This is a genomic window from Jiangella rhizosphaerae (assembly GCF_003579925.1).
Taxonomy (GTDB): Bacteria; Actinomycetota; Actinomycetes; order Jiangellales; family Jiangellaceae; genus Jiangella; species Jiangella rhizosphaerae.
This window is the reverse complement of the sequence record NZ_QUAL01000146.1, coordinates 15,416-29,100: the sequence shown is the minus strand read 5'-3', so window position 1 is coordinate 29,100 and position 13,685 is coordinate 15,416. Positions and strand designations below refer to the sequence as shown.

Here is a 13,685-nt window from a genome sequence, read left to right as displayed (position 1 = left end):
CAGCGGGTCGCCCTGGCCGGCGGCCTGGGCGGCGGCCTGGCCGGCGGCCACGGCCTGCTGGGCCTCGGCGCTGGCCGCGGTGATGGCGGGGTCGGACGGGGCCAGCCGTGCGGCGTCGGCGATGTCCTGCGTCACCGACTCGATGGCCTTCCCGATCCGCTGGCCGGCGGTCTCCAGCTCGTCCTTGGCGCCGGCGACGGCGTCGAGCAGCTTGCCCGCCTGCGCGACGGCGTCCTCGGCGGCGCGCGCGTGGGCGACGGCGGCCGCCCGGTCGTCGGACTGCAGCGACCGCTGCCCGTCCGCGACGGACTCCCGCGCCGCGGCGAGCAGCCGGCCGGCCTGGTCAGGGTTGCCGCTCACGGACGCCAGCGCGGCCGGGGGATAGCTCAGCGCGAGCAGCTCGAGCTGGGCACGGGCCGCCGGCAGCCGCTGCTCGACCTCCGTGGCACGCTGCCCGGTCTCGTCCAGCACCTCGGGGACACGGGCGTGCAGGTCGCGCAGCTCGTCGAACGCCGCGGCCTGGGCGTCGAGGGCATCGCTGACGGCGCGGCAGGTCATGATGATCTGGATGGTCAACGTCCGGGCCTGCTGGTCGGTCTCGGGCTCGGCGTCGTCGAGCTGCCGGCGCACCGCGAAGGCGCCCGCGACCCGTTCCTTCGACGTCGTCAGCAACCGGCTGAACTCACTGGTCGCCTCGGTGCCGAACTGGGCCTGCGCGAACCCGAGCTCCTGCTCGGAGGTCTTCAGGGCGTCGTCGATGTCGACCAGCGCCGCGCTCGCGCGCTTGTCGAGCTCGTCCAGCGACAACCCGGCGAACTCGTCGACGGGCCGGCCCTCCGGGCCCGCCGCGCCACCTGCCCGACCGCGCCGGCGGCGGCGCAGCAACCACCATCCCGCGGCCCCCGCGCCCACCACGGCGACCCCGCCGACCACCCAGGGCGCGGCCGAGCCGCCGGAGCCGGTGGCGGCCTCGCGATATCCGTCGGCCCCGGCGATGGCCGCACCGGCCCAGTCCTCGTCGCTGAGCCGCGGCCGGATGTCGTTCTGCCGGACGTCGTCCAGCTGGTCGTCGGTCAGCTCGAGCTCGTCGGTGACCGAGATCCCGAACGAGCGGTCCTGCAGCGCGACGGCGAGCAGGATGTCGTCGGTGCCCAGCCCGGACACGGTGGCGGTCTCATTGGCCCAGGTCTGGCCGTCCATCCCGTCGAAGCTGTCGACGTAGACGACGAACAGCTGCAGCCCGGACTCGTCGGTCAGCCGGTCGAGCGCCGCCTGGACGCGCTGCTCGTCGTCGCCGGACAGGGCGCCGGCGCGGTCGGTGATCATTCCCGGGACGTTGAACGGCGGTTCGGCCGACGCCGGACCGGCGGCCAGGAGTGAGGTGCACGCGACCACGACGAACGCGACGCCCCCACCCCGCCAGCGCGTGGCATTCACGAACGACATCTTGCCTGGTGAGTGGGGGTCGCACAATCAGTTCTCGCGTAGTCGCCCTGCATCGCTCGGGTTGCGAGGCGGCAGCTCCATACTGTATGCAGTATGGATGACAAGTATCGTCGTGACGGGCCACGGTTCGTTCGCTACGTCGTTGGTCGAGACGGCGGAGATGATCGTCGGCTCGACGGAGCACGTGCACGCCGTCGACTTCCCGGTGGGTTCGGGGGTCGACGAGCTGACCGAACGGGTGGAGTCGTTGATCGACCGGGTGAACCCCGCGGGTGAGCCGGGACGGGTGCTGATCCTGGCCGACGTCCTCGGCGGCTCGCCCGCCCGGGTGGCGCTGGCCCAGGCGGCCGCGGGCCGGGCGGACGTCGTCACCGGCGTCAACCTGCCCATGGTCGTCGACCTGGCGCTCGGCGCGGGCACGTCGTCCGCGCCGGAGCTCGCCGCCCGGGCCGTCACCGCGGGACAGGACGGTATCCGCGACGCCGGCGCCCTCGTCCGGCCGGAAGGAGGCGTCAGATGACGCTGTGGCAGGCGTTCCTCATCGCGCTGGTGGTCGCCCTGGCCTACCTCGCGCGCCGCATTCTCGGCGACCCGCAGCTGGAACGGCCGATCATCCTCGGTCCCGTCGTCGGGCTGATCGCCGGCGACCTGGAGACCGGACTGATCGTCGGCGGCACCCTGGAGCTGATCTTCATCGGCGCCGCGACGTTCGGCGGCACCGCTCCGCCGAACGTCGCCATCGGCGCGGCCGTCGGAACGGCGCTGTCCATCTCCGCCGGTCAGGGTGCCGAGGCGGCGCTGGTGGCGGCGGTTCCCGCGGCGGTGCTCGGCACGTTCTGCGAGCTGTTCGCGAAGACGGTCTGCTCCTTCCTGGTGCACCGCGCCGACGCGGCCGCGGCACAAGCACGAGGACGGACCATCCTGGGCATCATCTGGATCGGCAACGCGATCCACTTCCTCGCCTACTTCGTGCCGACCTTCCTGGTCCTGCAGTTCGGCGCCAACGCGTTGGAGGGCGTGCTGAACGCGCTCAGCGACGACGTCCAGAACGCGCTGAACACGTCGGCGGCGCTGCTGCCCGCGGTGGGCTTCGGGATCCTGCTGTCGGTGCTCTACAACAAGGCGCTGTTCCCGGTCTTCTTCGCCGGGTTCGCCCTCGCGGCCTTCACCGACTTCACGGTGATCGGCGTCGCCATCCTCGCCACCGCGCTGGTGGTCGTCATCCTGCGCAACCGCACGCCGCAGGCGCCGTCCAGCCCGCAGTCGTCGGCGCTGATCTGAGCGGAGAAGAGACCATGACCGAGAACACCACGGCCACCGACGTGCTGGAGCGGCCGGACGAGCAGCAGCAGCGCCACGAGATCCGCCGCCTGACGGTGCGCGGCCTGCTGCTGCAGGGCGGCTTCAACTACGAGCGGTTCCAGAACCTCGGGTTCTGGTGGATGATGCGCCCGACGCTCGACCGGCTCTACCCCGACCCCGTCGAGCGGGCCGCCGCCTACCAGCGGCACATGGTGTACTTCAACACCAACCCCTGGGTGGTCGGCCCCATCGCCGGCGTCACCGCGTCGATGGAGGAGCAGCGGGCCAAGGGCGCGACCGACCTGAACGACGAGGCGATCAACTCCGTCAAGGTCGGGCTCATGGCGCCGCTGGCCGGCATCGGCGACTCGCTGATCTTCGGCACGATCCGGCCGATCCTGGCGGCGGTCTGCGCCGGGCTGGCCATCGACGGCAACATCGCCGGGCCGATCATCTTCTTCCTGGCGCTGCTGGCCATCCAGGTGCTCATGCGGGTCGGCGGGACGGCGACCGGCTACCGCACCGGCATGCAGTTCTTCGAGAAGCTCTCGCCGGCGCAGATCGACCAGATCAAGCGGGGCGCGACCATCGTGGGGCTCGCGGTCACGGGCGCGCTGGTGGCGACGCTGCTCAACGTGACCACGCCGTGGTCGTACACCAGCGGCGAGCAGACCATCGCGCTGCAGGACCAGCTCGACCTCGTGCTGCCCGCGCTGCTGCCGCTGATCGCGACGATGATCGTCTACGCGCTGATCCGCCGCCGCGTGTCGCCGGTCTGGGTGCTGCTCGGCACCCTGGTCGTCGGCCTGGTGCTCGGCTACTTCGGCATCCTGGGCTGAGCCGCGCGATGCCGCAGACCGACGAGTACGTGCTCACCGGCGGCCGGGTGCTGCTGCCCGACGGCCGGCTGGAGCCGGGCACCGTCCACGTCCGCGCCGGCCTGATCGCCGGTGTCGGCCCGGTGGACGGCGCCGGGCCCGGCGTCGAGCGGATCGACCTCGACGGGCGCATCGTCGCGCCCGGCTTCGTCGACACGCACGTGCACGGCGGCCTCGGGCACAACGTGATGAGCGCGGACGAGCCGGCGTTGCGGGCGATCGGGCGCCGGCTGCGCGTGGCCGGGGTGACGTCGTTCGTCGCCACCACCGCGTCCGTCCCGTTCGACCGGATCCTGCACTCGGTGCGGGGCCTGGCCGGCCTCCTCGGGCCGACCGGCGCGGGCGGCGCCGACCTCGTGGGCATCCACCTCGAAGGTCCGTTCCTGAGCCCGGACTTCCGCGGCGTCCACCAGCGCGAGCAGCTCGTCGAGCCCGAGCCGGAGCGGATCGGCGCGCTGCTGGACGCCGCCGGCGGGGCGCTGCGCGTCTGCACGATCGCACCGGAGCTCCCGCACGCCGAGTCCGCCGTCCGCCGTCTCGCGCAGGCCGGCGTGCGGGTCTCCGTCGGCCACACGGCAGCGACGTTCGAACAGGCCAGAGCGGCCATCGGCTGGGGCGCCCGGCGAGCGACGCACCTGTTCAACGCGATGCCGCCCATCCACCACCGCAGCCCGGGTCCGGTCCCGGCGCTGCTCGCCGACGCGTCGGTGTACCTGGAGATCGTCGCCGACGGCCTGCACGTCGCGCCCGAGCTGATCGCCGCGCTGGCCGCGCTGCCGGGCGTGCGCGACCGCCTGATGCTCGTCAGCGACGGCACCGACGTCTCCGGCCTGCCCGACGGCGACCACCACCGCTGGGAGGGCACGCCGGTCCGGCTCACCGGCGGCCGCGCCTTCACCTCCTCCGGCGGCATCGCCGGCAGCACGTCGACGCTCGCCGACGGCGTCCGCGTGCTGCTCGCGGCCGGCGTGCCGCTGCCGGTGGCGCTCAACGCGGCGGCGCGCAACCCGGCCCGCTCGCTCGGCCTCACCGACCGCGGCGCCGTCGTGATCGGGCGGCGGGCCGATCTGGTCGTCCTCGACGACGAGGCGGCGATCAGCCTCACGATCATGCATGGACAATGGGAACTGCCCTAGAGAGGAACGAGATGGACATCGCTCTGATCCGCGTCGACGACCGGCTGATCCACGGCCAGGTGGTCATGGGCTGGACCCAGGCGCTGGGGATCCAGCAGATCCTGGTGGCCGACGACGCCACGGCGGCGAACCCGACGCAGAAGAACCTGATGCTCCTCGCGGTGCCGGCCGGCGTGCGGGCCGACATCCTGACGATCGCCGACTCCGCGCGGATCGTCGAGCAGTCCACCTCCGACGTCAAGACGATCGTCGTGGTCAAGGGCCCGGCGGAGCTGAAGGCGCTCTACGACGCCGGCCTGAAGATGACCGAGGTCAACGTCGGCAACGTGCACACCGGGCCGGGCCGCAAGCGGCTGACCAAGGAGGTGCACGCCACCGACGACGAGATCGCCATCTGGCGGGAGCTGTCGGCGAATGGCGTCCACCTCGAGGCCCAGTGGCTGCCCGGCACCGCCCGCACCGACCTCGGCAAGCTCGTCGCCGAGCTCTGAGCCGTGGCCGCCTCCGACTCCCTCGCCTCCCGGGCCGGCACGGCCGGGCAGCTGTCCCGTGGTGACGTCCCGGTCATGCGCCGGGCCAGCCTGCGCGAGCAGGTCAGGGCGGCCGTCGAAGAGCTCATCGTCTTCGGCAAGCTGGCGCCCGGCGAGCACCTGGCCGAGGAGTCCCTGGCCGAGCTACTGGGCGTGAGCCGGCAACCGGTCCGCGAGGCGCTCCAGTCGCTGTCCGTCGCCGGCTTCGTCGACCTGCGCGCCGGGCGCGGGGCGTTCGTCCACGAGCCGACCGCCCGCGAGGCGCGCGAGGTCTTCCACGTCCGGGCGCTGCTCGAGTCCGACAGCTGCCGGCTGGCCGCCCAGAACGTCGACGACGACGGTGTCCGGCGGCTGGAGGCGATCTACGCCGAGGGTCACGAGGCCTCCCAGAACCACGACGACCCGCGCCGGCTGATCGAGCTCAACCGCACGTTCCACCGCGCCATCACCGAGATCGGCGGCAACCGCGTCTCGCTGGCGCTGCTGGCCGACCTCGAACGCCGGGCGGGCTGGTACCTCGCGACCATCATCACCAACCGGGCGCCGTCGTCGTGGGCGGAGCACCGGGCCATCCTCGACGCCGTCGCCGCCCACGACGCCGACCTCGCCGGCGAGCTCATGCTGAACCACATCGACCACTCCAGGGACCTGCTGGAGTTCACCGGTCAGTAGCGCTCCTCTGCAGGAGCCGCACAGCCGGGCGACCGCCGGCTGAGAAAGAGTGTCATGTCCGCAATCGAGCTCTGCCTGCTGCTGCTCGCCGCCCTGGCGGCCGGATCGATCAACGGGGCCGTCGGCTCCGGTTCCCTCGTCACGCTGCCGGTCCTGCTGGCCCTCGGCCTGGACCCCGCCGCGGCCGTCACCACCAACACCATCGCCATGGTGACCTCGGCCCTGGGCGGCACGCTGGCCTACCGCAAGGAACTGCGCGAGGACCGGCGGCACATCCGGAGCCTGCGCTACATCTCCGTCGTCGGCGGCGTCATCGGCTCGGTGCTCCTGCTCACCACCAGCTCCGACGCCCTCGACATCATCGTGCCGATCCTCATCGGGTTCGCGCTCGTGCTGGTGATCGTCCAGCCGCGGCTCGCGGCCATGATGCGGGCCCGGGCGGCGTCGCGGGCCGGCGACAACCCGTTCGGCAGCACGGGCCTGCGCGTCTCGATCCTCGGCTGCTCGATCTACGGCGGCTACTTCGCCGCCGCGCAGGGCATCCTGCTGCTCGGCGCGCTGAGCGCGTTCAGCGGGCGGCCGCTGAGCACGACCAACGGCATCAAGAACCTGCTGACGCTCACCGTGAACGTCACCGCCGCCGCCGGCTTCACCATCGCCCACTTCCTCGGCCACGCCGACGTCGAGTGGCTCGCCGTCGCCGTCATGGCCGTCGGCGCCACCATCGGCGGCTACAGCGGCGGCCGGCTGGCCAAGGCGCTGCCCGACTGGGTGCTGCGCGGCCTCATCATCGTGGTCGCCGTCGTGTCGCTGGGGCACGAGCTGCTGGGCTGACGGTGGCACGCACTAAGGTAGAGGCCGACGTGAGTGCAGGTCAGGAGGTCGCGTGGCGCTCTATCGTGACGAGGGGGTCGTGCTGCGCACCCAGAAGCTGGGCGAGGCCGACCGCATCGTCACGCTGCTCACCAGGAACAACGGCCGCATCCGCACGGTCGCCAAGGGAGTACGGCGCACCACCAGCCGGTTCGGCGCTCGGCTCGAACCGTTCATGCACGTCGACTGCCAGTTCGCCACCGGGCGCACGCTCGACATCGTGACGCAGGCCGAGACCATCGCGCCGTACGGCATGAGCATCACCGACGACTACGGCCGCTACACCGCCGGCACCGCCATGCTCGAGACCGCCGAGCGGCTCACCGCCGAGGAACGCGAGCCGGCCGTCCAGCAGTACCTGCTGCTGGTGGGTGCGCTGCGGACGCTGGCCGGCGCCGCGCACGACCCCGGGCTGGTGCTCGACGCCTACCTGCTGCGCGGGCTGTCCGTCGCCGGGTTCGCGCCCAGCTTCGCCGACTGCGCCCGCTGCGACGCCCAGGGGCCGCACCGGCTGTTCTCCGTCCAGGCCGGTGGCATGGTGTGCGGGTCGTGCCGCCCGGCCGGCACCGTCGCGCCGTCCGGCGACACCGTCGCGCTGCTGGCGGCGCTGCTCAGCGGCGACTGGCCGGTCGCCGACGCCAGCGCGCCGCGGGCCCGGCGCGAGGCCAGCGGCATCACCGCGGCGTTCCTGCAGTGGCACCTCGAGCGCGGGCTGCGCTCGATCGGCCTGGTGGAGCGGTGAAGAAGCGCACCTACACCCCGCCCACCCCGCACCCGTCCGGAGCCGTCCCGCCGCCCGTCCGGCCGGACCTGGTGCCGGCGCACGTCGCCCTGGTCATGGACGGCAACGGCCGCTGGGCCAACGCCCGCGGGCTGCCGCGCACCAAGGGCCACGAGGCCGGCGAGGCCGTGCTGCTCGACGTCATCCACGGCGCCATCGAGATCGGCGTGCGCTGCCTGTCCGTGTACGCGTTCTCGACGGAGAACTGGCGCCGCTCGCCCGAGGAGGTGCGCTTCCTCATGGGCTTCAACCGCACGGTCATCCACCGCCGGCGCGACGAGCTCGACGCGCTCGGCGTGCGCATCCGCTGGGCCGGCCGCCGTCCCCGGCTGTGGAAGAGCGTCATCAGCGAGTTGCGGGACGCCGAGCGGCGCACTCGCGACAACGACGTCATCACGCTGCAGTTCTGTGTCAACTACGGCGGACGGGCCGAGCTCGGCGACGCGGCCGCGGCGCTGGCCGCCGACGTCGCCGCGGGCCGGATCAAGCCCGACAAGGTCAACGAGCGGACCCTCGGGCGCTACCTCTACAACCCCGACCTCCCCGACGTCGACCTGTTCGTCCGCCCGTCGGGGGAGCAGCGCACGTCGAACTTCATGCTCTGGCAGTCGGCGTACGCCGAGATGGTGTTCCTCGACACCCTGTGGCCCGACTTCGACCGTCGCCGGCTGTGGGAGGCGATCGAGATCTACGCCAAGCGCGACCGCCGCTACGGCGGCGCGGACCCCGCCGCCCCCGCTGTCTGAGCCGGGTGCTCGGCCGACGCTCAGATCGGCCCCATGTCGCGCTCTTCGCGCCAGCCGAGGTTGGTGGCCATGCGCGCCAGGACCTCGACGGCGGCGCGGTACTCGTCGTCGGTGATGCCCTCGGTGATGCGCTGCCGGTCGGCGGCCACGCGGGCCTGGATGTCGTTGAGCGCCTTGACGCCGGTCTCGGTCAGCATGACGCGGTCGGGGCCGACCGGGGTGGCCCAGCCGCGGTTGCAGAGGTCGTCGACCACGGGGCGGACGGTGGGCATGTGCGGTGCGAGGTACGGCGCCGCCTCGTCGTCGATCTGGGCGTAGGTGGCCGGGCCGGCCTCGAGCAGGTTGAGGATCTGCCAGTGCCGCGGCGTGACGGCGGCGCTGCCGAGGACGGCGTCGAACCCCTGGTCGATCAGCCGATCGACCAGCTTGAGCCAGTACCCGATCGGGTGCCGCTCCGCGGGCCCCTCCGACGCGTTCATGACAGCTCCTCTGAGCACCGACAACTCACCTGTACTCGAACCACATGCAAATTAACAGGCATGTCCGCCAGTACACCGGAGAATGATTCCCTCGCCACGGTCGAACGCGTCATCATAGCGCTTCAGCGGCACATTCTCCCCGGCAGCCACGGCATTCGGAGGGTGGGAAACGACGGACGGAAATCGGGCGACCTCATTTCTGGTGAAAAAGCACTGATCATTCCTGAGTGGCCAGCCGGGCGGCCCTGTCTTCCAGATAGCGCTGTTCGGGCAGACTGGTGGTGCGCTGTGCGGCCAGCCGGTACGCGGCCCGCGCGGCGGCGGCGTCGCCGGCCATCTCGAGCAGGTGCCCGCGGACCGCTTCGAGCCGGTGGTGCTCGGCCAGCCGGCTGTCGCCGGCCAGCGTCTCGAGCAGCGCCAGCCCGGCCCGCGGCCCGTCGGCCATGGCGACGGCGACGGCGTGGTTGAGCGTCACCATCGGGTTGGGGGAGAGCCGCTCGAGCACCTCGTAGAGCGCCACGATCTGCGGCCAGTCGGTGTCGTCGGCGGCCGGCGCCTCGTCGTGCACCGCCGCGATGGCCGCCTGCACCTGGTACGGCCCCAGCTCGCCGTGCTTCAGCGCACCGGTGACCAGCGCGACGCCCTCGTCGATGGCCGTCTTGTCCCACAGGGCGCGGTCCTGCTCGGCGAGGGGGACCAGGCTGCCGTCGGGACGGGTCCGCGCCGCGCGCCGCGCGTCGGTGAGCAGCATCAGCGCGAGCAGCCCGGTGACCTCGCCGTCGTCGGGCAGCAGCCGGTGGACCTGGCGCGTCAGCCGGATCGCCTCGGCGGTCAGCTCCACCCGCTGGAGGTCGGCGCCGGACGTGGCCGTGTAGCCCTCGTTGAAGATCAGGTAGAGCACGTGCAGGACGGCGCGCAGCCGCTCGGCGCGGTCCTCTTCGGGAGGGAGGTCGAACCGGGCGCCGGCGGTCTTGATGCTCTGCTTCGCCCGGCTGATGCGCTGCCCCATGGTCGTCTCGGGCACCATGAACGCCCGCGCGATCTGCGTGGTGGTGAGGCCGCCGACGGCGCGCAGCGTCAGCGCCACCTGCGACGACGCCGACAGCGCCGGGTGGCAGCACATGAACAGCAGCGTCAGCGTGTCGTCGGTGTCGGGCGGCTGCTCGTCGGCCGGCGGTGCGGCAAACTGGCCGTCGGACGGCGTGAGCGCGGCCGCCGTCTCCTCGCGCCGGCGGCGGGCGGACTCGCTGCGCAGCTGGTCGGTGAGCCGCCGCGAGGCGACGGTGATGAGCCAGGCGCGTGGGTTGTCGGGCACGCCGTCGTCGGGCCACTGGACCGCGGCCGCCAGCAGCGCGTCCTGGACGGCGTCCTCGGCGGCGTCGAAGTGCCCGTAGCGGCGCACCAGCGCACCCAGCACCTGCGGCGCCTGCTCGCGCAGCAGGTCCTCGATTCCCCCGTCCATTCGCCCCATTGTGGGGCATGCCTCCGACAGCGTCCGGTCAATGCTCGTCGTAATGGCGCCCGTGTGCGGCGTGCAGATGGCCGTCGTGCAGGTAGTCGGTGTGGTCGCCGTGCTCGACGGCGGGATGGCCGCACGCGGGGTCGTGCTGGTGCGGGTGCTGCTCGGCGGGGACGTGCGCCCCGGTGACGCGCGGGTCCTCGCCGTTGACGGCGGCGGCGCGCCGGCGGCGCAGCAGCGAGCCGACCGGCCAGGCCAGGACGAATCCGACCAGTGACGCGACGACGATGCTGGCGCCCGGTGCGACGTCGACGTAGTACGAGAACACCACGCCGGCCACCGACGGCACCACGCCGAGCGCCAGCGCCAGACCGAACGTCGTGCGGAAGCTGCGGGTGAGCTGCTGCGAAGTCGCCACCGGTACCACCATGAGCGCGCTGACCAGCAGCAGCCCCACCGTCCGCATGGCGACGGTGACGGTGACCGCGGCCATGACGGCGATCAGCATGCTGTACAGCCGCACGGGCAGGCCGCTGACCCGGGCGAACTCCTCGTCCTGGCAGACGGCGAACAGCTGCGGGGCCAGCCCCACGGCCAGCGCGATGACCACGACCGCCAGGACGGCGACCACCCACAGGTCGTCAGCCGACACCGTCGTGATCGAGCCGAACAGGTACGTGTTGAGCGTGGCCGCGGTGCTGCCGGCCAGCCCGGTGATGAGCACGCCGCCGGCGATGCCGCCGTAGAACAGCATCGCCAGCGCGACGTCGGCCGACGCGCGCCCCTTGGCCCGTACGACGTCGATGGCCAGTGCGCCCAGCACGGCGACCGCGACCGACGTCCACACCGGCGCCCAGCCGGTCAGCAGGCCGACGGCGACGCCGGTCAGCGCGACGTGGCCCAGGCCGTCGCCCATCAGCGCCAGCCGCCGCTGCACCAGGTAGGTGCCGACGGCGGGTGCGGCCAGACCGGTGAGCACGGCCGCGATCAGCGCCCGCTGCATGAAGTCGTAGTCGAGGAAGCTCATCCGAACAGGCCCGCCCCGTAGTCCTCGCGATGGTCGTCGTGGTGGTCGGGCGGGCCGGTCAGCGTCATCGACGGCGTCGGCAGCGGGCCGTCGTGGACCACCCGGCCGGAGTCGAGCACGACGCCGCGGTCGACCAGCGGCGCCAGCGGACCCATGTCGTGCAGCACCAGCAGCACCGTCCGCCCCGACGCGACGAACGTGCGCAGCGCGCGGGCGAACGCCTCCTGGCTGCGGTGGTCGACCCCGGCGTTGGGCTCGTCGAGGACCAGCAGGTCCGGCTCCGAGGCGGCGGCGCGGGCGATGAGCACCCGCTGCTGCTGTCCGCCGGAGAGGTTGGCGACGCTGCGCCCGGCCTGGTCGGCGAGGCCGACCAGCTCGATCGCGTGGTCGACGGCCTCCCGGTCGGCCTTGCGAGCGGGCCGGAACAGGCTGCGGCGGGCCAGCCGTCCTGCGGCGACGACCTCGCGCACCGTCGCCGGGACCCCGGCCGCCGCCGTCGTGCGCTGCGGCACGTAGCCGATCCGCCACCAGTCGCGGAAGGACTTCAGCGGCGTGCCGAACAGCCGCACCTCGCCGGCGGCGGCCGGCACCAGGCCGACCGTCGTCCGGACCAGGGTGGACTTGCCCGACCCGTTCGCGCCCAGCAGGGTGACGACTTCGCCCTCGACGACCTTGAGGTCGACGCCGTGCAGCACCGGGCGGTCGTCGAGGTCGACCCGCAGCCCGCGGACGTCGACGACGGCTGCTCTCATGAGGTCACCGTACTCACGAACACCCGTTGGCCGTCCGCAGCGCCTCCAGGTTGGCCCGCATCAGGCTGAAGTAGTCCTGGTCGGCGGTGTCGTCGGTGAGCCCCTCGATCGGGTCGAGGACCGCGGCCTGGACGCCGAGGTCGGCGGCCAGCGTCTCGGCGACGTCCGGGCTGACGAGGCGCTCGTAGAAGATCGTCGTGACGCCCTCGGCCTGCACGACGTCGTGCACCTCGGCCAGACGCTCCGGCGACGGCTCGGCCTCCGGGTCGATGCCGGAGATGCCGACCTGCTCGAGGTCGTACCGGTGCGCGAGGTAGCCGAACGCCTCGTGGGCGACGACGAACACCCGCTGCGTGCACTGCGCCAGACCGGTCTCGAACTCGCCGTCCAGCGTCTCGAGGTCGGCCTTCAGAGCGTCGGCGTTGGCGCGGTAGTCGTCGGCGTCGTCCGGGTCGGCCTCGGCCAGCCGGTCGGCGACGGCGTCGGCGATCGGCTCGAGGTTCGTCGGGTCGAGCCAGATGTGCGGGTCGCCGGCGAGGTCGCCGTGCTCGTGGCCCTCGTGGCCCTCCTCCTCGGCGTGCTCGTCGGTGTGCTCCTCGCCCTCGTCGGCGTGCTCGTCCTCCGCGTGCTCGTCGCCGTGCTCGCCGGCCGGCTCGTCGAGCAGCTCGACCAGACCCGCGACGTCGACGGCGCGGTCCTCGGCGTTCTGCTCGACCGCCTCGTCGACGGACGGCTGGAACCCGGCCAGGTAGACGACCAGGTCGGCGTCGGAGATCTCGCCGACCTGCCGAGCCGTCAGCTCGAGGTCGTGCGGCTCGCCGCCGGCCTGCGTCAGGTTGTCGACGGTGGCGTGGTCGCCCGCCACACGTTCGGTCACGAACGCCAGTGGGTAGAACGACGCGGCGACGGTGAGGCCGTCGCCGCCGCTCGCGGTGGAGCCGTCCTCGGAGCCACAACCCGCGAGGGTCAGTCCGGCGAGGGCGACGAAGCTCAGCGCGGCCACGGCCGCACGACGGTTCTTCATGGGACACATTCTCATCAAGAGTGACAACCATTGTCAAAACGGCACGGCATCTGGAACGTCGCTCGCGTCACCGCTCGTCTCCGCGGGGTTCCAGAGCTAGACTGAGTTGGTAATGAGAATCGACAGGGAGCAGGCGACTCAGGTGACGATGCCGGCCAAGGAACACCGCCGGACGCGGCAGCGCGCCGCGGTCGACGAGGTGCTCGACGAGACCGACGACTTCATCAGCGCGCAGGAGCTGCACGCCCTGCTGCGCGCCCGCGGCGCCGGGGTCGGGCTCGCCACCGTCTACCGCACGCTGCAGACCCTCGCCGACGACGGCCGGGTCGACGTCCTGCGCTCCGACGCCGGCGAGGCGGTCTACCGCCGCTGCGTCCGCGAGGAGCACCACCACCACCTGGTCTGCCGGTCCTGTGGCGCCACGGTCGAGATCGCGGGCCCGACGGTCGAGCGGTGGGCCAAGTCCGTCGCCGACCAGCACGGCTACACCGACGTCTCGCACACGCTGGAGATCTTCGGCACCTGCCCGCGCTGCGCCGCCGCCTGACGCCCGCGTCCACGCGCCCGGCCCGCACGACGC

General features: G+C 72.7%; 16 protein-coding genes. 10 read left to right on the top strand and 6 right to left on the bottom strand.

Going from position 1 to position 13,685, the window contains the following annotated elements; all coding sequences use genetic code 11:
- The coding region (locus DY240_RS14905) for a TPM domain-containing protein (RefSeq protein ID WP_158602859.1) at positions 1–1,437 on the bottom strand (1,437 nt) is incomplete at its 3' end.
- Between the two features lie 106 nt (positions 1,438–1,543).
- Between DY240_RS14905 and DY240_RS14900 the strand changes: the two genes are divergently transcribed.
- Genes DY240_RS14900 through DY240_RS14860 form a run of 9 tightly spaced genes read left to right on the top strand, consistent with a single transcriptional unit; the run spans position 1,544 to position 8,364 of the window.
- A complete protein-coding gene (locus DY240_RS14900; protein WP_119660642.1) occupies positions 1,544–1,966 on the top strand; it encodes a PTS sugar transporter subunit IIA in 423 nt (140 codons plus the stop codon).
- Complete coding sequence (locus DY240_RS14895; RefSeq protein ID WP_119660641.1) at positions 1,963–2,727, top strand: PTS mannose/fructose/sorbose/N-acetylgalactosamine transporter subunit IIC; 765 nt, start codon at positions 1,963–1,965, stop codon at positions 2,725–2,727. The genes DY240_RS14900 and DY240_RS14895 overlap by 4 nt, the downstream gene beginning before the upstream one ends.
- Before the next feature lie 14 nt (positions 2,728–2,741).
- Positions 2,742–3,587 (top strand): PTS system mannose/fructose/sorbose family transporter subunit IID, encoded by an 846-nt coding sequence (locus DY240_RS14890; RefSeq protein ID WP_119660640.1) that lies wholly within the window; start codon positions 2,742–2,744, stop codon positions 3,585–3,587.
- Between the two features lie 8 nt (positions 3,588–3,595).
- Complete coding sequence (gene nagA, locus DY240_RS14885) at positions 3,596–4,762, top strand: N-acetylglucosamine-6-phosphate deacetylase (protein WP_119660639.1); 1,167 nt, start codon at positions 3,596–3,598, stop codon at positions 4,760–4,762.
- 11 nt (positions 4,763–4,773) lie between these two features.
- Complete coding sequence (locus DY240_RS14880; protein ID WP_158602857.1) at positions 4,774–5,253, top strand: PTS system mannose/fructose/N-acetylgalactosamine-transporter subunit IIB; 480 nt, start codon at positions 4,774–4,776, stop codon at positions 5,251–5,253.
- A gap of 3 nt (positions 5,254–5,256) precedes the next feature.
- Positions 5,257–5,964, top strand: coding sequence for a GntR family transcriptional regulator (locus DY240_RS14875; protein ID WP_119660637.1), 708 nt, complete (start codon positions 5,257–5,259; stop codon positions 5,962–5,964).
- A 54-nt stretch (positions 5,965–6,018) separates the two neighbouring features.
- Positions 6,019–6,798, top strand: a complete 780-nt coding sequence (locus tag DY240_RS14870) for a sulfite exporter TauE/SafE family protein (protein WP_119660636.1) — start codon at positions 6,019–6,021, stop codon at positions 6,796–6,798.
- 52 nt (positions 6,799–6,850) lie between these two features.
- Positions 6,851–7,579: a DNA repair protein RecO gene (gene recO / locus DY240_RS14865; protein WP_119660635.1), complete on the top strand. Its 729-nt coding sequence runs from the start codon at positions 6,851–6,853 to the stop codon at positions 7,577–7,579.
- Entirely contained in the window at positions 7,576–8,364 is a 789-nt protein-coding gene (locus tag DY240_RS14860) for an isoprenyl transferase (protein ID WP_119660634.1), read from the top strand. The genes recO and DY240_RS14860 overlap by 4 nt, the downstream gene beginning before the upstream one ends.
- A 20-nt stretch (positions 8,365–8,384) precedes the next feature.
- Here DY240_RS14860 and DY240_RS14855 read toward each other — a convergent pair whose 3' ends face one another.
- The 5 genes from DY240_RS14855 to DY240_RS14835 form a co-directional block, all read right to left on the bottom strand.
- Positions 8,385–8,843: a MarR family winged helix-turn-helix transcriptional regulator gene (locus DY240_RS14855; protein ID WP_119660633.1), complete on the bottom strand. Its 459-nt coding sequence runs from the start codon at positions 8,841–8,843 to the stop codon at positions 8,385–8,387.
- Between the two features lie 217 nt (positions 8,844–9,060).
- Positions 9,061–10,305: an RNA polymerase sigma factor gene (locus DY240_RS14850; protein ID WP_119660632.1), complete on the bottom strand. Its 1,245-nt coding sequence runs from the start codon at positions 10,303–10,305 to the stop codon at positions 9,061–9,063.
- Between the two features lie 37 nt (positions 10,306–10,342).
- Entirely contained in the window at positions 10,343–11,329 is a 987-nt protein-coding gene (locus DY240_RS14845) for a metal ABC transporter permease (RefSeq protein ID WP_119660631.1), read from the bottom strand.
- The gene (locus tag DY240_RS14840) at positions 11,326–12,081 is read right to left on the bottom strand and encodes a metal ABC transporter ATP-binding protein (RefSeq protein WP_119660630.1); all 756 of its coding nucleotides are present in this window, start codon (positions 12,079–12,081) and stop codon (positions 11,326–11,328) included. Before DY240_RS14840 ends, DY240_RS14845 begins: the two co-directional genes overlap by 4 nt.
- A gap of 13 nt (positions 12,082–12,094) precedes the next feature.
- On the bottom strand, positions 12,095–13,105 hold the full coding sequence (locus DY240_RS14835; RefSeq protein WP_119660629.1) for a metal ABC transporter substrate-binding protein: 1,011 nt from the start codon (positions 13,103–13,105) through the stop codon (positions 12,095–12,097).
- 112 nt (positions 13,106–13,217) lie between these two features.
- On the opposite strand from DY240_RS14835, the gene DY240_RS14830 reads away from it, so the two are divergent.
- On the top strand, positions 13,218–13,652 hold the full coding sequence (locus DY240_RS14830) for a Fur family transcriptional regulator (RefSeq protein WP_325049288.1): 435 nt from the start codon (positions 13,218–13,220) through the stop codon (positions 13,650–13,652).
- Positions 13,653–13,685 lie beyond the last annotated feature (33 nt).